This is a genomic window from Hyphomicrobiales bacterium, from assembly GCA_039973685.1.
Taxonomy (GTDB): domain Bacteria; phylum Pseudomonadota; class Alphaproteobacteria; order Rhizobiales; family JACESI01; genus JACESI01.
Window position 1 is genome coordinate 65,037 of sequence record JBDWKL010000046.1, and the last position, 19,791, is coordinate 84,827.

Genomic DNA, 19,791 nt, shown 5'->3' on the forward strand with positions numbered 1-19,791 from the left:
AAGTTCGAACGCTTTCTGACTGGAATAGCTGTTGTCTTCGACTGCTGACTTTCAAATTACGCCGCAAGTTTTGCTGAAAGCTTATGCGTGCGGCATTTTTCCGATGGCCGAAAGCGCTGACGACGATGGTTTATTCTGGGTTGAACCTGAAGAGCGCGGTATTATTCCGCTTACAGACTTCCATATACCGCGCCGTTTGAAGAAAACCATTCGCAAGAGCCCCTACCGCGTTGTTAGCAACAAAGACTTTGAGGCTGTGATTGATGGATGTGCAGCAGTAACGCCTGATCGCGATGTAACGTGGATCAACGGACCTATCCGAAGGCTGTATAAAGACCTATTCGAAACAGGTCGCGCCCACACCGTGGAAGTATACGACGGGGATGATCTCGTTGGTGGCCTTTATGGTGTTCATCTTGGTGGCGCATTTTTCGGGGAAAGTATGTTTTCTCGTGCACGCGATGCGTCAAAAATCGCGCTTACCCACCTCGTCGCCCGTATGTGTGCAGGTGGTTTCCGTCTGCTTGATACGCAATTCACAACCGACCACTTGAAAACTTTCGGCGCTATAGATGTAAGTCGCCACCGTTATCACCTGCTTTTAGAAACAGCGCTCGATCGACGGGGTGATTTTCATGCCTTAGATGAATCTATAAGCGGCGCCGAAGCGCTTAAAATCATTGAAGAATTTAAAATATAACCGACGATTAGCCGCGTAGCGGATTTATGGTTGGCGTAGGCGGTGGGGCTAAAGCCGGTTCCCCTGAGGTCTCTGGGGAATCGCTGTCATCATTGCCAAACCCACGGCCGCCCAAATCATCATCTGATGTGGTGACAGGTTTGAGCGAAAACTGATCAGCAGATTTACAATCCACAAGCCAAACATCATAAACCGCGTGATCAACGGCATGCAGACCTGGGCTCGCGGCAAACATCCAACCGCTGAAAAGGTCTTGAATCTTTCGATCCAATTTCTCTTCAGACACTTTTACAAAGCCTGTCGTTTGTGGTGTTTCCGTTGCTGGACGGGTATAACAAACCTTCGGCGTTACCTGCAAAGCACCAAACTGTACGGTTTCATTGACTTTAACGTCAAAGCGAATGATCCGGCCTGTTATTTTATCAAGCCCAGCAAACACAGCCACATCATTGACAATTTTTTGCGGTGGTGGCGGCGTTGCAATACCATTCACGAAACCAGCAGGCACTTCTTCCGTGCCCTGCTCTGTTTGGATTTGCTGGCCAATCACTCCTTCAATAGTCGTTTGAGCATTCACTGCTTGAAACGGCAAAAGGCTACTAACGGCAAGAATAAGGGCTGATCGTTTTTTAGACATAAGCTAATTTATCGCACGAAGCGTCTATCTTGTAGTGACATAGGCTGGTGAAGTTGAAACATTGTACCAAATGACGGCAATTTAACGACGTCAAAACCGCCGTTCCTTTTTTACTTAAGGCGTCCACGCTTCATAATCAGAAGCAGGTGCATCCCCTTCCGCTGCGCGGCGCACAGTGGCCGGACGATAGGCATTTGCCGTTCCAGTCTGATTAGCTTTGTGAGCTAATTCCCAAGAATAAGCCTTGTAGCCATCTTCGGTTGGTGGTGTATCCGTTTTATGGTGCATCCAACCATGCCAACCCGCTTGTATTTCTGACGCTTCAACAACATCAGAGTAGATAACCCAACGGCGCTCATCGTCGCGATCGCGATAATAAACATTGCCATTTAGGTCTTCACCAACGCGCACACCTTTGCGCCAAGTGTAAAAGCGAACACCAAGTGTTTGCCCACGCCACCATGTGAATATTTGAAGCAGAGTATCTTTCATGTGTTCCCGCCGAGAATTAGGAATCTAAAGTTGCTGAGTATATGCGCTTTTAATGCCAATTTGTCCAGCTTCATGCCTCATATCACCCCGAAAATTTCACTAATTTTATCCAAGGAATTTTATACGGTTATCCCCGTAATTTTGAATTTTACCCCCATATTTAGATATTTTTTAAGAGTCACACACTAATGCTTGACGTGGAAAACCGATTCACACTAGTTTCGAAACGTTGGCGGCGATGGCTAACAAAAAATCCTGCGAGTTTCACTCTGCGTGTATCTGATAAAGCCCAAAAAAGGCTTTATGGGACAGGGGTTTATGCGTCTTAGTCGCGGCATTTAGTCGTTCGAGTTTCAGCGTAAATTGTTGCGTATTTTTGAAATTCCTAGTGTTTCCGTAGCTTACATTTTCATGTCAAAAAACTATTGTGGACGGTTTGCCAAAAACACAATATGTTGCAGACTAAAGCGGCGTTAATACTATATTTAGTAGTTGAGCGAAAGCTTGGGGGGTGTCCTGAACAGATTCGGACTGGACACTTGATGCCGGGAAATCTCGGAAAGTACAGCTAACTAAAGACTGCCATAAACCGCCATATACGGTTTTGGCAATGGGCAAACACCGACCAAATTGGCCGGATTGCTCATGAATACGATGAATGTGTCAGGCCGCGAAGGGGTTCAGTGTAAACTGAGAAAACGCACCTGATGTGAGGGTAATTTAAGGGCAAGAGGCCCGCTGGAGAAATAACGTGCGCATAGAAAGACGCTATACTAAAGAAGGCCAATCAGCATACGCGGAAGTTGATTTTCGCGAGGCGACAAGTGAAATTAAAAATCCTGATGGAACAATTGTATTCCGCTTAGAGAATATTCAGGTTCCAAACCAGTTCAGTCAGGTAGCAAGTGATATTCTCGCGCAAAAATATTTCCGTAAAGCAGGCGTACCAGCACGTTTGAAGAAGGTAGAGGAAAATGATGTTCCTTCTTTCTTATGGCGTTCTGTCGCTGACGAAAAAGCCTTGGCTGAGTTGCCAGAAGATGAGCGCTATGGCTCTGAAACTGATGCACGCCAAGTTTTTGACCGTCTCGCTGGCACATGGGCATACTGGGGCTGGAAAGGTGGCTATTTCGATAGCGATGCTGACGCACAAGCATTTTATGACGAGCTTAGCTACATGCTTTGCACACAGCGTTGCGCGCCAAACAGCCCGCAGTGGTTCAACACTGGCCTTCATTGGGCATACGGCATCGACGGCCCAAGCCAAGGACACCACTATGTTGATTTTGAAACAGGCAAACTGACGAAATCAAAGTCTTCATATGAGCACCCACAGCCGCATGCTTGTTTCATTCAGTCTGTAGCTGATGATCTCGTAAACGAAGGCGGCATCATGGACCTATGGGTTCGTGAAGCACGTTTGTTCAAATATGGCTCAGGCACAGGCTCAAACTTCTCGCACCTTCGTGGCGCGGGTGAATCTCTTGCTGGTGGTGGTAAATCATCTGGCTTGATGAGCTTCTTGAAAATTGGTGACCGTGCTGCGGGCGCCATTAAGTCTGGCGGCACAACACGTCGTGCAGCGAAAATGGTTGTGGTCGACATTGATCACCCAGATATTGAAGAATACATCAACTGGAAAGTGAAAGAAGAGCAGAAAGTTGCAGCTCTCGTCACAGGTTCTAAGGTTGCCTCTAAGCACCTTAAAGCGATCATGAAAGCCTGCGTGAATTGTTCAGGTTCAGGTGATGACTGCTTTGATGTTTCAAAGAACCCTGCCCTAAAACGCGAAGTACGTGCGGCTAAAAAAGCGCTTGTGCCTGAAAACTATGTTCAGCGCGTTATTCAATTCGCTAAGCAAGGCTATAAAGACATTGAATTTCCTGTGTACGACACAGACTGGGATTCAGAAGCCTACCTCACAGTTGCAGGCCAAAACTCGAACAACTCTGTTCGTGTAACTGATGATTTCCTTCGTGCCGTTCAAGAAGACAGCACATGGGATCTTACAGGCCGCATCTCTGGCAATGTTGTTAAAACACTAGAAGCGCGCGATCTTTGGGAACAAGTTGGCCATGCCGCTTGGGCATCAGCTGATCCGGGCATTCAGTACCACACAACAATCAATGACTGGCACACATGCCCAGCATCTGGTGAAATTCGGGCATCAAACCCTTGTTCTGAATATATGTTCTTGGATGATACCGCTTGTAACCTTGCCTCATTGAACTTGCTTCAATTCAGAGCAGAAGATGGTTCTTTCCAAGTGGAAGACTTTGAACACGGTGTTCGCCTTTGGATGATTGTGCTTGAGATTTCTGTTCTCATGGCGCAGTTCCCATCGAAGGAAATTGCTCAGCTCTCTTATAAGTACCGCACAACGGGTCTAGGCTTTGCCAATATCGGTGGCTTGCTGATGACATCTGGCATCCCTTACGATTCTGAGGAAGGCCGTGCGATTTGTGGCGCGATCTCTGCCATCATGACAGGTGTTTGCTATGCGACATCTGCTGAAATGGCGAAAGAGCAAGGCCCATTCCCGGGTTATAAGCCTAACCGTGATCACATGTTGCGCGTTATGCGTAACCACCGTCGTGCCGCTTATGGTGAGACATCAGGTTATGAAAAGCTAAGTGTTGATCCTGTTGCCCTCATTGCAAAGGATTGCCCAGAACCAAAACTTATCGAGCGAGCCCGCGCTGCATGGGATGCGGCCGTTGAACTTGGTGAGAAGCACGGTTACCGCAATGCGCAATCAACTGTGGTCGCTCCAACAGGCACAATCGGTCTTGTTATGGATTGTGACACAACAGGCATCGAACCAGATTTCGCGCTTGTGAAGTTTAAAAAGCTTGCAGGTGGTGGTTACTTCAAAATCATCAACCAAGCCGTACCAGAAGCCCTTCGCACACTCGGCTATAGCGAGAGTGAACTTGCGGAAATCGAAGCTTTTGCTGTTGGTCATGGTTCATTGGCACAAGCGCCAGCAGTCAACCACTCAACGTTGAAGAACAAAGGCTTTACCGATGAGAAAATTGCAGCGGTTGAATCAGGTCTTGGTTCAGCATTCGACATTAAGTTCGTTTTCAACAAATGGACCCTTGGCGATGATTTCTGCAAAAACACACTCAACATCACTGATGAACAGCTGAATGATTTCAACTTTAACATGTTGGCTCACCTTGGTTTTTCAAAGGCTGACATTGAAGCAGCAAACTCACATGTTTGCGGCACGATGACCTTGGAAGGTGCGCCATTCCTTAAGGAAGAGCATTACCCAGTCTTTGATTGTGCAAATCCATGTGGTCGTACCGGCAAGCGTTTCTTGTCTGTAAACAGCCACATCGACATGATGGCAGCATCTCAGCCGTTTATCTCTGGCGCGATTTCTAAAACCATCAACATGCCAAATGTTGCAACGGTTGAAGATTGTAAAGACGCTTACATGCGCTCATGGCAGAAAGCCTTGAAAGCAAACGCGCTTTATCGTGATGGCTCAAAACTATCTCAGCCCCTCAATGCATCCCTTCTTGAAGACGAGGATATGGATGACGAGGATGCAGTCGAAGAATTGGCAGCAATGCCACAGACTGCTCAAATTGAGAAAGTGACTGAGAAAATTGTCGAGCGCATCGTCGAACGTCAAATCCGCGAACGTGAGAAAATGCCAGATCGCCGCAAAGGCTACACGCAAAAAGCGCGTGTTGGTGGCCATAAGGTTTATGTCACGACAGGTGAATATGGCGATGGTCGTCTTGGTGAAATCTTCATCGACATGCACAAAGAAGGCGCTGCTTTCCGTGCGATGATGAACAACTTCGCGATCGCCGTCTCACTTGGCCTTCAATATGGTGTGCCACTTGAAGAATATGTGGAAGCCTTCACTTTCACCCGCTTTGAACCAGCAGGCATGGTGCAAGGTAATGAGGCAATCAAGAATGCAACGTCAATTCTTGATTACATCTTCCGCGAGCTGGCCGTTTCCTACCTTGAGCGCCATGATCTTGCTCATGTAGATACATCAGACTTTGGCAACACATCCCTTGGCAAAAATAAGCCAGATGATGGTGGTGCAGGTCATGTGGTTTCTCGTGGTCTTGTTCGTGGGCAAAACCTCAAGCTTCTTACCAATGAGCCAGTAGGTTCTGCCGGTGGAGATGGGCCTTCTGCAACAGTTACAGCCATTGGCGCAACGGCAGCCGTTGGTGTTGCAACTGCCAGCGGTGCAGCGACTGCCAGCGGTGCGGCAACTGCGTTCAAGCGGGATTATGAAGTGGAAGTAAATTCCGGCTTCGCATCCCCTGCTCAAGATGCCTATGAAGCAACTGAACCAATGCCAAAACCATTGGATACAGCTGAACAACGCGCCCAAGCCCGCATGAAAGGCTATGAAGGCGAAGCTTGTGCTGAGTGCGCCAACTTTACGATGGTGCGCAACGGTACGTGCTTAAAGTGCGATACATGCGGATCAACCAGTGGTTGCAGCTAAGATTTATCGGAACGTTTAACCAGAATCGAGCGGCGCCCAAGTGGCGCCGTTTGTTATTTCACCCTAAAGCCTTTGATTTTACTCCTATTTTTTGTTGCATAAAAACATCACATCACTCAAAATTAACACAACCTAATGATTGGTTAATGGCGCAACCCTTTGAAATACTTAATTATTGGGCTTCGTTCACTACCCAATACACACGACCGTGAATTTAAAGCATTAGCAAAAATCTAAAACTCGCATTACGTTGCAATCATGAGATCTATGGTTCTTACATTTTTGGTGGTTTTTAGCTTGCTTGCGCAAGGATTCGCGGTTTTCGCGAGCTCTCCGCATGCAACGGATTCTGATCATCCAATTATATCCAATGCGATAGACCATCACGACGCCATCATGACCGCAGAAGCTTGTTGTGCTGACGATCAGGCTGAAAACACAGCTGCTCCGTGTAACGGTGGCGATTGTAAGTTGTTTTTTGCTAGCGAAGCATCAGCCCAGACATCACAAACAGATGTCCATTCAACATTTTTGGTTGTTGAAGAATTCACCTTCCAAAACGTCGTTCGCCTACGGCCACCAAACGCCTAGTCGATGTTTTTGTATTGAGTAACCGCGTGTGTTCCACGCGATAGATTAGATGTTTTGGAGAATTCAAATGTTCACACGTAGAAATCTACTGATAGGTGGCTTAGCAAGTCTTGCCGTTGCGCCTGTAACAACAGCCAACGCGCACCACACACCAAAGTTTCGTAAATCATTTAAGGTCAACCGAGCTCACCTCCCGCAACAAGTCACGTTCAAACGCGGCTATAAACCGGGTACTATTGTTGTTGATCCTCGTAATCACTTTTTGTACCTCGTACAAAGAGGCGGCAAAGCCAGACGTTATGGCGTTGGTGTTGGTAAAGCTGGCCGCGCTTTTCGTGGCGGTGCCACGATCGCTCGCAAAGCAAAATGGCCGCGCTGGACCCCTACCCAAAATATGATTCGCCGCGAACCGCATAAATATGCCCGCTTTGCAGAGGGTGTTGCCGGTGGTCCAAACAACCCACTCGGTGCTCGTGCCCTCTACCTTTATCGTGGTGGCCGCGACACATTCTATCGCATTCACGGAACAACACAGCCCTCTTCAATCGGCCGTTCTGTTTCCAATGGCTGCATCCGCATGATCAATGATCATGTTATCGACCTTTACAATCGTGTGCCTGTTGGCGCCCGCGTTGTCGTCCTTTAACTACCCGAACTCAGAAAAGAGACACGTCAAAATGTCCAAGACTCTACTTACTAGACGGAATTTTGTTACTGGTTCAGTCAGCCTTCTCGGCCTAACCGCCGCTGGTTGCCAAACTTTGGAACAACAGACAGCTAAAAAAGCGCTGGAAGCTAAAGAAACCAGCTCGTTTGCGTTGAACTACTCAGCGCGCCCAGATGAGCAGTTTCCTCTTCCGGCCATCAATGCTGAGAAACTACCATCAAAATTCCGCCGTCGTCTTGTAAACTACAAGACGAAGGAAAAGGTGGGTACTTTGATCGTTGATTCAAAGAACTTCTACCTTTACCACGTACGCCCTAATGGAAAAGCTATGCGCTACGGCGTTGGTCTTGGTCGTGCTGGGTTTGAATGGTCAGGCCGTGCACGCGTTGCATGGAGCCGCGAATGGCCAACTTGGACACCACCCGCAGAAATGATTGCGCGTGAACCTGAACTTGAAAAATACAGCTATCAAAATGGTGGTATGCCCCCAGGCCTTAAGAACCCGCTTGGTGCGCGTGCGCTCTACATTTTTGAAGGCAAGGTAGACACACTTTACCGTTTGCACGGCACACCAAACCCACACACAATCGGCAAAGCCGTTTCCAGTGGCTGTGTGCGCCTTGTCAATCAAGACGTGATCCACCTTTATGAAAATGTAAAACGCAATTCACCGATTGTGGTTTTGCCTGCATAAATCTGACTTATGTTAGATAATGAACCCGGCTTGAAAAAGCCGGGTTTTTTTTGTGCCAATACCAATCAACGTGTTGAAATTCGCACTCACATCGCCCAGCTTAAATTGAACAGCTAAACTGAGATTGCCCGCCATGACTGACCAACCACTCATTTCTGACATCGCCTTTACGCCTGAGGTAAAAGCTGCACAGGAAGAAAACCAATCCCGCGCGTTCTATCAAGCGGCCATGGAGGAGCGTGATTGGTTGGATTATGTTACGCAAGATTTGCAGGTGCGCCTGGCAGGGACAGACAGTTTCTACCTCGCAACTGTTGGGAGCGATGGGCACCCTTATATTCAACACCGTGGTGGGCCTCGCGGTTTCCTCGTGCCACTCGATGAAAAGCGTCTTGCCTTTGCAGACTTCTCAGGCAATCAGCAATATGTGTCCCTTGGCAACTTAGCCAAAAACACCAAAGCACACATTTTCATTATGGATTATGCCAATAAGCAGCGGGTGAAATTGTGGGGTAATATTGAAGTGAGTGAGGCAACGCCAGAGCTTGTCGAGAAGCTCACGCATCCAGAATATCTGGCAAAAGTTGAGCGCGTGTTCATCTTCACTTTGAGTGCGTGGGATCTCAATTGCCCGCAGCACATCCCCCAAAAATTTGATGCTAGGGATGTGAAGCAGACCGTCACACAACTCACCATGCGTGTTAAGGAGCTTGAGGAAGAGAACGCAGAGTTGCGCTCCTTCGTCAAATAGCGCCTTAGCGCAGCCGTTCCAGAATGCTCACATAGTTTGCAACCGATGAGCCGCCCATATTAAAGATGCCAGCAAGCTTGGCATTATCAATTTGCATATCGCCCGCCTCACCCATGAGCTGCATACATGATATCGCATGCATGGAAACACCCGTCGCGCCGATTGGGTGGCCTTTTGATTTTAGGCCACCAGATGCATTGATTGGAAGTTTGCCATCTTTGGCGACAATTCCCTCATCAATCGCGCGGTGACCCTGCCCCTTTTCAACAAGGCCCATGGCTTCATATTCCATCAACTCCGCAATGGTGAAGCAATCATGGGTTTCAACAAGCGACAAATCATCCAGCGTCAAACCGGAATCGCCCAGAGCCTTGTTCCAAGCATTGGACGCGCCTGCAAGTTCTGTTTTATCGCGGCGTGATAGTGGCAGGTAATCATTCACCTGTGTCGCGGCACGAAAACCAATCGCGCGCGGTGCAGACCATGCGCGGTCCATGTTGCTCAAGACCATAGCGGCGGCGCCATCTGTGATGAGAGAGCAATCTGTGCGGCGCAATGGACCAGCCACAATCGGATTTTTCTCTGAAACCGTATTGCAGAACTCAAACCCGAAATCGCGTTGCATTTGCGCGTAAGGATTATGCATACCGTTTGCGTGGTTCTTGGCTGCGATCTTTGCGAGCGCTTCTGACTGGTCGCCATATTTTTGGAAATATGATTGCGCTAATTGTCCAAACACACCAGCAAAGCCGCCATCGATGCCTGCTTCTTCTTGGTGATACGAACAACGAAGCAAAAGGTCGCCCGCTTCTCGCGTGCTAACTTCCGTCATCTTCTCAACACCGACCACCAAAACCGTTCCAGCCTTGTTTGCGTCAATCGCGTTGATGGCTTGGTGAATGGCTGCGGAACCCGTGGCACAAGCGTTCTCAACCCGTGTGGAAGGTGTATAGCGCAGGGCATCATCTGCAAGCGAGACTAACGATGCTGCGAAATCTTGTTCGTTGAAGCCACCATTAAAGTTGCCGACATAGATCGCATCAATGTCTTTAGCTTCGACCTCAGCATGCTTCATGGCGTCAATCGCCACTTCCGCGATCAAGTCTTGAACGGTTCGTTCCTGAAGCTTACCAAATTTTGTGTGGGCCCAACCTGTAATAACAGCCATTTCGGTGTTCCTCTTGCGTCAAATGATTGATGACAATATGCCCTGCCAACCGACCACACACAATGCAGGCTGGCGCAAATTCATTTTGCGAATTGAGAAATAAGCCGTTGCCCTTCCCAAACAAAAAAGGCCCCACGCTAAGCGCAGGGCCTTAATCACTAGATGTTTCTAATTCTTAGTGTGCAAGGACAGCAAGAAGAAGAAGAGCCACAATGTTTGTGATCTTGATCATTGGGTTAACCGCAGGACCAGCCGTATCTTTGTACGGATCGCCAACAGTGTCACCAGTGACAGATGCTTTGTGTGCTTCGCCACCTTTTTCGTGCTTCACGCCATCTTTGTCGACGAAACCGTCTTCGAAAGATTTCTTAGCGTTATCCCATGCACCACCACCGGCAGTCATAGAAACAGCCACGTAGAAGCCAGTTACGATCACACCGAGAAGCATTGCACCAAGAGCGGCAAACGCATCAGCAGGACCAGAGATCGCCTTCACGATGAAGAACACAACGAGTGGTGAAAGCACTGGAAGAAGGCTTGGAATGATCATTTCTTTGATCGCAGCCTTCGTCAGCATATCAACAGCACGGGCATAATCAGGCTTAGAAGTACCCTTCATGATGCCTGGGTCTGCTTTAAACTGACGACGAACTTCTTCAACAACCGCACCACCAGCACGACCAACAGCTGTCATCGACATACCACCGAAGAGGTATGGCAATAGGCCACCGAAGAGAAGACCAGCAACCACATATGGGTTAGACAGGTTGAACAGTGTGTCAGCATTGATGCCGTAGAACACAGAGCCTTCTTCTGCACTTTGTGAGAAGAACTTCAAGTCTTCTGTATAAGCTGCAAAAAGAACAAGAGCACCAAGACCGGCAGAACCGATTGCGTAACCCTTTGTCACCGCTTTGGTTGTGTTACCAACCGCATCAAGTGCATCTGTTGTTGAACGAACTTCACTTGGAAGCTCAGCCATCTCAGCAATACCACCAGCGTTATCTGTCACAGGACCAAACGCATCAAGTGCTACCACGAAGCCAGCCAAAGCCAACATTGCAGTTACAGTGATCGCGATACCGAACAAACCAGCAAGTGAGTAAGTTACCAAGATACCAATGATAATGATGATCGCAGGCAATGCACAAGCTTCAAGAGAAACTGCAAGACCTTGGATCACGTTTGTACCGTGGCCAGTAACTGACGCTTGTGAGATAGAGCGTACAGGGCGGTATTCAACGCCAGTGTAGTACTCAGTCACCCAGATGATGAGACCTGTGATGACGAGACCTGCAAGCATACACAAGAACAGATCAGAACCCGTAAAGGTCGTGCCTGTTGATGTTGTAAACTCAGTGTCTCCACCGATCCAACCATACATGATGCCAGCAAGCGCAATGGCTGACAAAACCGCACAAGCGATAAAGCCTTTATACAAAGCACCCATGATTGAGTTGTTTGAACCAAGCTTCACGAAGAATGTGCCGATGATTGAAGTAATCACACACACACCGCCGATGACGAGTGGTAGAGCCATAAGAAGCGTTGCGTTGTCACCAGCAAAGAAGATTGACGCGAGAACCATTGTTGCAACAACAGTCACAGCATATGTTTCAAACAAGTCAGCCGCCATACCAGCACAGTCACCAACGTTGTCACCAACGTTATCCGCGATTGTTGCAGGGTTGCGTGGATCATCCTCCGGGATACCAGCTTCAACCTTACCAACCAAGTCTCCCCCAACGTCAGCACCTTTTGTAAAGATACCTCCTCCAAGACGGGCGAAGATGGAAATGAGTGATGCACCAAAGCCTAGAGCCACAAGACCGTCGATAACAACGCGGCTTGTGTTTTCATTGCCCATGATGTCGGTCAAAACCCAGTAGTAAACTGTAACACCGAGTAGAGCGAGGCCAGCAACGAGCATGCCTGTCACCGCACCAGATTTAAATGCGATTTCCAACCCAGCGCCGAGGCTTTGTGAGGCAGCTTGTGCTGTACGTACGTTTGCACGAACAGAAACCAACATGCCGATAAAACCAGCAACACCTGACAAAACTGCACCAATAGCGAAACCAATCGCAGCAATTGGACCAAGCAAAGCCCATGCGATAACGAGAACAACAACCCCAACGATACCGATTGTCATATATTGGCGTGAAAGATAAGCAGTAGCACCCTCCTGAATAGCTCCTGCAATTTCTTGCATCCGTTCGTTACCCGCACTCGCGGCCATTACGGATTTTGTTGCCCAGATCCCGTAGACCAGAGACAACAATCCGCCAACCATGACGAGATATAAAGTCATTTCCATTTTAATTATTTCCTCCAATTATTCCCTTTAAGCCAGACAAACTGCCCTTCCCCCTAAAGAGTAAGAATTCATAAAAACACATATGTGAATTCATGCTTTGATAGTAACGAAGTGTTAACGAAGCCGTGACCTGAATCAAGTCCACAATTGCCAGAACGAGCCGTTCTTACAGGAAAAACGCGTAATCATAACCTATTGATCGCCGCCCCTAATACTTTTGGCTTATGCCAAACCGCATTCAAGCTTCCAAGGCGGCAATTGATTGGCGTTGGGCAAACAAAACAAGGGCACAAATTCCAACTAACGGGAATACGACCCCAACCACAGCTTGCCATCCAACCCAATTCAAAAGCACGCCAGACAGCAATGACATCGCAGCAGCCGAGCCAAAGACGATGCTGTCAAATAACCCCTGCACCTTGCCTCGCTCTTGCGGTTCGTAGGTTTTGGTTACCAAACTAGAGCCCCCCACATAGCCAAAGTTCCAAGCAATCCCGAGCGCTATTAGTGCAACGGTGAAGTTTGATATTTCGATCCCGCTTAGGGCAGCTATTGCACAGAACAAAAACACCACGACTGCAGCCGCGATGATTTTCGCATGGCCAAACCTATGAATAAGGCTGCCCGTGAAGAAGCTGGGCGCAAACATCGCTATAACGTGCAACTGGATTACGTTGGTTGAATCCCCAGGCGTATGACCGCAGATGATCATAGCCAACGGTGCCGCCGTCATCACCAAGGACATCGCCATATAACTCGTCGACGCGCAGACCACCGACGTAATAAACATTGGCTGACGCGCAATCTGTGACAACGATCTTGATGGCTTAACCGATTTATCTTTTGCAAGATGGGCGTTTGTTCCATCCTTCAAAAACAAGAGCGCGACAAACCCGATGCCCGCGAGCAACATGCCGCCGACATAGGAGCCTGCAAATAAGATCACAGGGAAATAATCCATGAAATAGAGTGAGGCTTGCGGACCAACTATGGCAGCAACCAATCCCCCCGCCATCACCCAAGACAGGCCGCGCGTTCGCATTTTATCAGAGCCGAAATCGGCGGCTGCAAAACGGTATTGTTGCGCAAATGCTATCGAGACGCCGATCAATATATGGGAAAAACAAAACGCCCAAAAATTGTTTTGTAAAATCGAAAAGCTGGCCAGCCCGCAAGCTAAAATTCCGATGGCAGAGCCAAGCAGAAAACCAGCGCGACGTCCGAACCTGCGCATAAATAAAGCCGCAGGCATGGCACCAAACAAGGGACCTAGAATGAAAAAAGTAATCGGAAGTGTTGCAAGCGTTTTATCATCACCCAGCAAATAACTGCCAGACAATCCACCTACCGCCATAGAAAGCGGCGCAATGGCATAGGCAAACATTTGGGCGCATGTAAGCACGATAACATTGTGAAAGGCTCGCTTATCCAAAGCCTGTTTTGCGCTAGTTTCGTCTTCTAGGTTTTGTTCAAAAGAAGATGCCATTATTGACCTAACCGTTTGCCATAACCGATGATCAACTAGAACTAGAAATGAGTAAAACCGTCCAACTCACTATCCAAATGATCACTGCCGTTTGTTATCCGAAACAATGGCTCAGTTGCGCTGGCAAAGACACCTATTTTTCTGACTTTAAGTCCTTTAACCGAACACAGGTTGTTAAATGCTTTTTCCTGCTCGATGGAAACGGCCATCAGACATTGATAATCATCACCGCCTTTGAGTACCGTTTTAGTCAGGTTTGGTTCGTGACCAATCGCGTTTTGTGTGGCAAGGCTGAGCGGTATAGCTTGTTGATCAATCTCAGCGGATACACCACTTGCGCGGCACATATGGGCGAGATCAGAAAACAACCCGTCGGAAATATCCATTGAAGCCGAAGCGCAATCAGCAATCGCCTCTTCCAAACCGATTGGCGGCTGAGGTAATAAATAGGCATCATCCAGATAAGTTTGGTCATCTGCATTTAGTTGGGCGAAGAACTCAGGCTTTTGACGCTGACAAAGCCCCAGAGCGCTATCGCCAAGTGTGCCACTGACGTAGAGCTGATCCCCAACCTTAGCGCCCGAACGAGGCACCATTCGCCCTTCATCGCAAAGACCATAGGCTGTAATCGAGATCATAAAATCTGACGGGCTTTTTGTCGTGTCGCCGCCGATTAATGACCAACCATAGTGGGCTTGATCTTCTCGCAAACCTTCCGCAAATGCTTCCATAAAGCAATGAGACGGCGGTTTTGAAAATGCGAGGCCGAGGCTGTAACGATAAGGCTTCGCGCCCTTGGCTATTAAATCCGAAACATTGCTACGGACTGCTTTTTGAGCAATCAATTTTGGTGCATCATCAGGAAAGAAATGGCTGCCAGCGATCAGCAAATCTTTGCTTACCACCAGTTGTTTGCCGTCAGGGACATGCAAGATTGCAGCATCATCTTTTAGCGAAAAAGCGGATGGGTCCGTCGTAAGTGGGCGCAGATAACGCTCAATCAGTTCAAATTCGCTGGGCTTATCTTGCATTTAGACCCTTACTTACGATCAACCTCGTCTTCGCGGTACTTGCGCGCCAAACGATCAAGCACACCGTTGACCATACGTGGTTCATCAATCTCAAAAAAGGCCTTTGCCACATTGACGTATTCATTGATGATCACACGGGCGGGTACGTCTTTGCGTTTTTGCAGTTCAAACGTACCACAGCGAAGCACAGAGCGAAGCGTGATGTCGATCCGGCTCAAAGGCCAGTCAGGTGTCAGTGCATCATTGATTTCTGGATCGATGATTTTTTGATCTCCAACAACACCCGCGATTAGACCACGAAAATAGGCGCTGTCTGCTTCCAAATATTGGTCGCCGTCAATATCGCCACCCAGTCTGGTCTCTTCGTATTCTGCAACGATTTCCGGCAAGGTCGCGCCGCTGAGTTCCATTTGGTAAAGCGCTTGAACAGCAGCAAGTCTTGCCGCCCCGCGTTTATTGGCAGGTTTATCAGCTGATTTATCTTTTGTATGGCCAGCCATTATGCGGATTGTCCTAGCATCTTGTCTGAAAGCTCAATCATCGCGAGAGCCGCCTTCGCAGCCCCGCCGCCTTTGTCCTTATCAGACATCTTCGCACGCGCCCATGCTTGGTCTTCATTCTCGACTGTTTGGATGCCGTTGCCAATGCCAATCGGTGATGACACGCTGAGGTCCATAATGGCTCGCGCAGATTCATTGGCGACAATATCATAATGAGTGGTTTCGCCACGGATGACACATCCAAGCAGCACAAAACCATCATAATCAGCGCGGCCTGTTTCAATCGCCTCAAGTGTGATGGCAACAGCCGCTGGAATTTCCAAAACACCTGGAACAGCGATTACATCAAAACTCGCGCCCGCAGCTTTAAGAGCGGCCTCTGCGCCTTCGCGAAGAGCTGCAGAAATATCTTCATAATAAGGCGCTTCAATAATGAGAAGCTTGGGAGCACTTGCTGCCATTTTGCAATACCTACTTAATACGACTTGGTTGAACGTGCTTGCACCACAGCTAGGGGCGCTTGTCCAGCATAATGTGCTCTAAAGCGACTGTTGCCGTTCCATAAGGCTAACAACATAACGCGCGATCTGGTCAACTTCGAGATTTACCCCGTCGCCTTTGGCCAATTTGCCCCATGTGGTCACTTCCAGTGTGTGGCGGATTATCAAGACGTCAAATGTAGCGCCCTCCACTCCATTCACCGTTAAAGACGTTCCATCCAGTGTCACCGACCCTTTAGGCACGATGAATTTAGCGAGATTATCAGGTGCTTTGAGCGTGAAGCGCGTTGCCTCGCCCTCTTTTTCAACGTTGACGATCTGAGCTAGTCCATCCACATGGCCGCTCACCATATGACCACCATACTCATCACCATGCTTAAGCGAGCGCTCTAGGTTGATGACTGTACCAGTTTGCCAATTAGCCGCGTTGGTAAGCTCTAAAGCTTCGACCCATGCTTCAACTGCGAACCAACTCGCCTCACCTTTGGCGGACAGTTCGGTAACCGTTAGACAGCAACCATTGCAGGAAATAGAGGCGCCAATATCAATGCCTTGCGCGTCATAGGCAGTAGCGACCTTGAAATAGCGACCACTTGGACGATCTTCCGCGGCAATTATCTCGCCTTGGTCTGTGACGATGCCTGTAAACATTTAGGATCGCTCCCATGTTTCCAGAAGGTCGCCGTCGTAGTTGGCTGTTTCGACAATTTCAAAACCTGCTGCGGGCAAAACTTGCAAAATATCGCGATTTTCAGTCAGGGGGTGAATACTTTCGGTGTCGCCAATGTTTTCTTGCCCATGGAACAGATGGACACGATCCACAAAACCAGCATCCAAAAACGCACTGGCTACCTGCTGGCCACCTTCAACAAAGAGGTTCGTCATCCCCTCTTCCGCAAGACGCATCAATAGGCTTTCAAGAACGAGCTCTTTGCCAATGTTTTCCATGCGAATAAGACCAGCACCGCGCTCTTCAAGGGCGATAACTTTACTCTCATCGGCTTCGGCGCCGACAACAATATGGACAGGCACATCGTCGATTTTATCAAACAGCTTCGCATCAAGCGGCGTTTGCGCTTTGGTATCGAGGATCAGACGTGGCTTTGACCAACTTTCCAATCCTGGCAAACGGCATGTTAAATCTGGATTATCAGCAAGGACCGTCCCAATACCAACCAACACCGTATCAGAGCGCGCGCGCATGGCATGAACGGCTCTTCGGGATAAGTCATTGGTTATACGTATAAAACCTTCGCCCTTGCGACCAATCTTACCGTCTTTTGAAACAGCAAGCTTCAAGGTAACTGCAGGACGCCCTAGCTGCACACGTTTAATGTGTCCAAGGTTCGCTCTAAGCGCTTTGAGGCTTTCAACATTTTCGAAAACAGCAATCTCGTTCTCGCGCAAAAAAGCAGTACCTCGGCCTTTAACGCGCGGGTCAGGATCTTCCATTGCGATCACAACGCGAGCAACGCCTGCATGCAAAAGCGCTTCAACACAAGGCGGTGTCTTTCCGTGGTGAGCACATGGTTCCAAGCTCACATAACACGTTGCACCTTGTGCAAGTTCTCCAGCTTCATTTAGGGCTGCAACTTCACCATGAGGTCGTCCGCCGTCCCCTGTTACACCGCGTCCTACAACTTTGGGGCCGTCACTATCATAACGCACAATGATGGCACCCACAGATGGGTTAGGAGCCGTTCGTCCAATGTAATTGTAGCCCAGCTCAATCGCGGCGTTTAAAAAACGTCGATCCAGATCACTGGCAGTATTGTCAGATTGAACATTGTGCTGGTCGGCAGACATCGGTTACTCATCTTCCGGCAAATTGTCATCTTCAGGAGACAATTCACCCAAAACAGCCACGAAATCCTTCGCCTCGCGGAAATTGCGGTAGACTGAAGCAAAACGGACATAAGCCACATCATCAAGCTCTTTAAGCCGCTGCATAATGAGCTGCCCGACCTGATCTGATTCGATTTCCGCCTCACCAGAACTTTCAAGCTGGCGAACGATACCACTTACAAGCCGGTCAATACGGTCAGGATCAACATTGCGCTTTCTCAGCGCCACTTGAACAGAGCGGGTAAGTTTATCGCGGTCAAAAGGAACTTTGCGGCCAGACTTCTTGGCAACCGTCAATTCGCGCAATTGAACGCGCTCAAAAGTCGTAAAGCGCCCGCCACAATCAGCACAAATGCGTCTGCGGCGGATCGCTGTATTGTCTTCACTCGGACGTGAATCCTTTACCTGCGTGTTATCGCTTAGACAAAAAGGACATCGCATGGGTCAGAATTCACTTTATCGCTAGAGTTCGCCGTAAATCGGGAAACGTGAAGTTAAAGCTATCACTTTTTCGCGGACAGCCGTTTCAACACTAGCATTACCCTCTTCGCCGTTCGCTTTCAATCCATCAAGCACTTCAGTGATCAAATCACCCACTTGTTGGAATTCAGCAACACCAAAACCACGCGTGGTTGCAGCGGGCGTACCAAGACGGATACCAGAGGTTACCATTGGTTTTTCAGGATCAAACGGAACACCGTTTTTGTTACAGGTAATGAAAGCACGACCAAGTGCTTTTTCTGTAACGTTACCAGTTAATCCCTTCGGACGCAGATCAACCAGCATCAAATGCGTGTCGGTTCCGCCTGAAACGATGTCAAAACCGTTCTTGATCAAATTATTTGCTAATGCTTTTGCATTTTCAACGACTTGCGCAATGTAAGTCTTATATTCTGGCGTAAGCGCCTCACCAAATGCAACAGCCTTACCAGCAATAACATGCATCAATGGGCCACCTTGAAGACCTGGGAACACGGCTGAATTGATCTTCTTGGCAATCGCCTCATCATTGGTAACAACCATACCGCCACGTGGACCGCGAAGGGTTTTGTGGGTGGTGGTTGTCGCCACATGCGCATGTGGGAACGGGCTTGGATGAGCACCACCAGCAACGAGGCCAGCAAAGTGTGCCATATCAACATGCAAATATGCTTCAACTTCATCAGCAATTTCGCGAAATTTAGCAAAATCGATGATTGGGCTATAAGCAGAACCACCCGCAATAATCATTTTTGGCTTATGCTCATGGGCTAAAGCGCGCACTTGATCGTAATCAATCTGGCCGTCGCTTTCCTTCACGCCATATTGCACTGGGTTGAACCATTTACCTGACAGGTTTGGTTTTGCACCGTGGGTCAAGTGTCCGCCAGCATCTAGGCTCATGCCTAAAATGGTGTCACCCGGTTTTAGAAGAGCAAGAGCAACCGCTTGGTTTGCTTGACTGCCTGAGTTTGGTTGGACATTAGCAAAACCACAGTTGAACAGCTCTTTCGCGCGATCAATCGCTGCGTCTTCAACCAAATCAACGTAGTGACAACCACCATAATAGCGGCGACCAGAATAGCCTTCCGCATATTTGTTCGTCATAACGGAGCCTTGTGCATCCAAAACCGCGCGTGAAGCGATGTTTTCTGAAGCAATTAGCTCAATTTCTTGGGACTGGCGCCCATGTTCTTTTGCAATAGCTGCAGCGACAACTGGGTCAGTGTCAGCAACTCTTTTTGAAAAGAAATCAGCGGCATAAGGTGTGCTGTAGTCATTTTTATCAGCGGACAATTTATTCTCCTTAAAGCAATCGAATGCTTCTGGGTTGGTTTACTCCCCCACGTCCAAACTAGGGTTGTTTGGAATTCAAAGTGATGCTGGACCATAGATACAAATTAAAAAGGAATTGTCGCAAACACGACTATTCAACGCCCTAAC

General features: G+C 48.4%; 18 protein-coding genes. 6 read left to right on the forward strand and 12 right to left on the reverse strand.

Annotation, left to right across the window (positions count from 1 at the left end):
• Positions 1-31: 31 nt before the first annotated feature.
• Entirely contained in the window at positions 32-700 is a 669-nt protein-coding gene (aat, locus tag ABJO30_13070) for a leucyl/phenylalanyl-tRNA--protein transferase (GenBank protein ID MEP3233749.1), read from the forward strand.
• A gap of 7 nt (positions 701-707) precedes the next feature.
• On the opposite strand, the gene ABJO30_13075 is transcribed toward aat, so the two are convergent.
• Both ABJO30_13075 and ABJO30_13080 read right to left on the reverse strand, forming a co-directional pair.
• On the reverse strand, positions 708-1,337 hold the full coding sequence (locus ABJO30_13075) for a DUF2155 domain-containing protein (protein MEP3233750.1): 630 nt from the start codon (positions 1,335-1,337) through the stop codon (positions 708-710).
• Positions 1,338-1,451: 114 nt separating this feature from the next.
• The gene (locus tag ABJO30_13080) at positions 1,452-1,829 is read right to left on the reverse strand and encodes an NADH:ubiquinone oxidoreductase subunit NDUFA12 (GenBank protein ID MEP3233751.1); all 378 of its coding nucleotides are present in this window, start codon (positions 1,827-1,829) and stop codon (positions 1,452-1,454) included.
• Positions 1,830-2,580: 751 nt separating this feature from the next.
• On the opposite strand from ABJO30_13080, the gene ABJO30_13085 reads away from it, so the two are divergent.
• The 5 genes from ABJO30_13085 to ABJO30_13105 all read left to right on the forward strand — a co-directional run bounded on the left by ABJO30_13085 (position 2,581) and on the right by ABJO30_13105 (position 9,021).
• Complete coding sequence (locus tag ABJO30_13085) at positions 2,581-6,318, forward strand: vitamin B12-dependent ribonucleotide reductase (protein MEP3233752.1); 3,738 nt, start codon at positions 2,581-2,583, stop codon at positions 6,316-6,318.
• Between the two features lie 396 nt (positions 6,319-6,714).
• Positions 6,715-6,909 carry a hypothetical protein gene (locus ABJO30_13090; GenBank protein MEP3233753.1) on the forward strand — a complete coding sequence of 65 codons (195 nt, stop codon included), beginning with the start codon at positions 6,715-6,717 and terminating at the stop codon, positions 6,907-6,909.
• 67 nt (positions 6,910-6,976) lie between these two features.
• Positions 6,977-7,555, forward strand: coding sequence for a L,D-transpeptidase (locus tag ABJO30_13095; GenBank protein ID MEP3233754.1), 579 nt, complete (start codon positions 6,977-6,979; stop codon positions 7,553-7,555).
• 31 nt (positions 7,556-7,586) lie between these two features.
• A complete protein-coding gene (locus ABJO30_13100) occupies positions 7,587-8,270 on the forward strand; it encodes a L,D-transpeptidase (protein ID MEP3233755.1) in 684 nt (227 codons plus the stop codon).
• Between the two features lie 133 nt (positions 8,271-8,403).
• Positions 8,404-9,021, forward strand: coding sequence for a pyridoxamine 5'-phosphate oxidase family protein (locus ABJO30_13105; GenBank protein MEP3233756.1), 618 nt, complete (start codon positions 8,404-8,406; stop codon positions 9,019-9,021).
• A 4-nt stretch (positions 9,022-9,025) separates the two neighbouring features.
• Here the strand turns inward: ABJO30_13105 and ABJO30_13110 are convergent, their stop codons facing one another.
• The 10 genes from ABJO30_13110 to glyA form a co-directional block, all read right to left on the reverse strand.
• Positions 9,026-10,189 carry an acetyl-CoA acetyltransferase gene (locus ABJO30_13110; protein MEP3233757.1) on the reverse strand — a complete coding sequence of 388 codons (1,164 nt, stop codon included), beginning with the start codon at positions 10,187-10,189 and terminating at the stop codon, positions 9,026-9,028.
• A 175-nt stretch (positions 10,190-10,364) separates the two neighbouring features.
• Positions 10,365-12,500, reverse strand: a complete 2,136-nt coding sequence (locus tag ABJO30_13115) for a sodium-translocating pyrophosphatase (GenBank protein ID MEP3233758.1) — start codon at positions 12,498-12,500, stop codon at positions 10,365-10,367.
• A 244-nt stretch (positions 12,501-12,744) separates the two neighbouring features.
• Complete coding sequence (locus ABJO30_13120; GenBank protein ID MEP3233759.1) at positions 12,745-13,992, reverse strand: MFS transporter; 1,248 nt, start codon at positions 13,990-13,992, stop codon at positions 12,745-12,747.
• A 41-nt stretch (positions 13,993-14,033) separates the two neighbouring features.
• A complete protein-coding gene (thiL, locus tag ABJO30_13125) occupies positions 14,034-15,023 on the reverse strand; it encodes a thiamine-phosphate kinase (GenBank protein MEP3233760.1) in 990 nt (329 codons plus the stop codon).
• Between the two features lie 8 nt (positions 15,024-15,031).
• The gene (nusB, locus tag ABJO30_13130) at positions 15,032-15,523 is read right to left on the reverse strand and encodes a transcription antitermination factor NusB (GenBank protein ID MEP3233761.1); all 492 of its coding nucleotides are present in this window, start codon (positions 15,521-15,523) and stop codon (positions 15,032-15,034) included.
• Positions 15,523-15,984 carry a 6,7-dimethyl-8-ribityllumazine synthase gene (gene ribH, locus ABJO30_13135; GenBank protein MEP3233762.1) on the reverse strand — a complete coding sequence of 154 codons (462 nt, stop codon included), beginning with the start codon at positions 15,982-15,984 and terminating at the stop codon, positions 15,523-15,525. The genes nusB and ribH overlap by 1 nt, the downstream gene beginning before the upstream one ends.
• A 78-nt stretch (positions 15,985-16,062) precedes the next feature.
• The gene (locus ABJO30_13140; GenBank protein MEP3233763.1) at positions 16,063-16,674 is read right to left on the reverse strand and encodes a riboflavin synthase; all 612 of its coding nucleotides are present in this window, start codon (positions 16,672-16,674) and stop codon (positions 16,063-16,065) included.
• Positions 16,675-17,829: a bifunctional diaminohydroxyphosphoribosylaminopyrimidine deaminase/5-amino-6-(5-phosphoribosylamino)uracil reductase RibD gene (gene ribD, locus ABJO30_13145; GenBank protein MEP3233764.1), complete on the reverse strand. Its 1,155-nt coding sequence runs from the start codon at positions 17,827-17,829 to the stop codon at positions 16,675-16,677. It abuts the gene before it with no gap.
• Positions 17,830-17,832: 3 nt separating this feature from the next.
• On the reverse strand, positions 17,833-18,309 hold the full coding sequence (nrdR, locus tag ABJO30_13150) for a transcriptional regulator NrdR (GenBank protein ID MEP3233765.1): 477 nt from the start codon (positions 18,307-18,309) through the stop codon (positions 17,833-17,835).
• A 21-nt stretch (positions 18,310-18,330) separates the two neighbouring features.
• Positions 18,331-19,644, reverse strand: a complete 1,314-nt coding sequence (gene glyA / locus ABJO30_13155; GenBank protein MEP3233766.1) for a serine hydroxymethyltransferase — start codon at positions 19,642-19,644, stop codon at positions 18,331-18,333.
• Positions 19,645-19,791 lie beyond the last annotated feature (147 nt).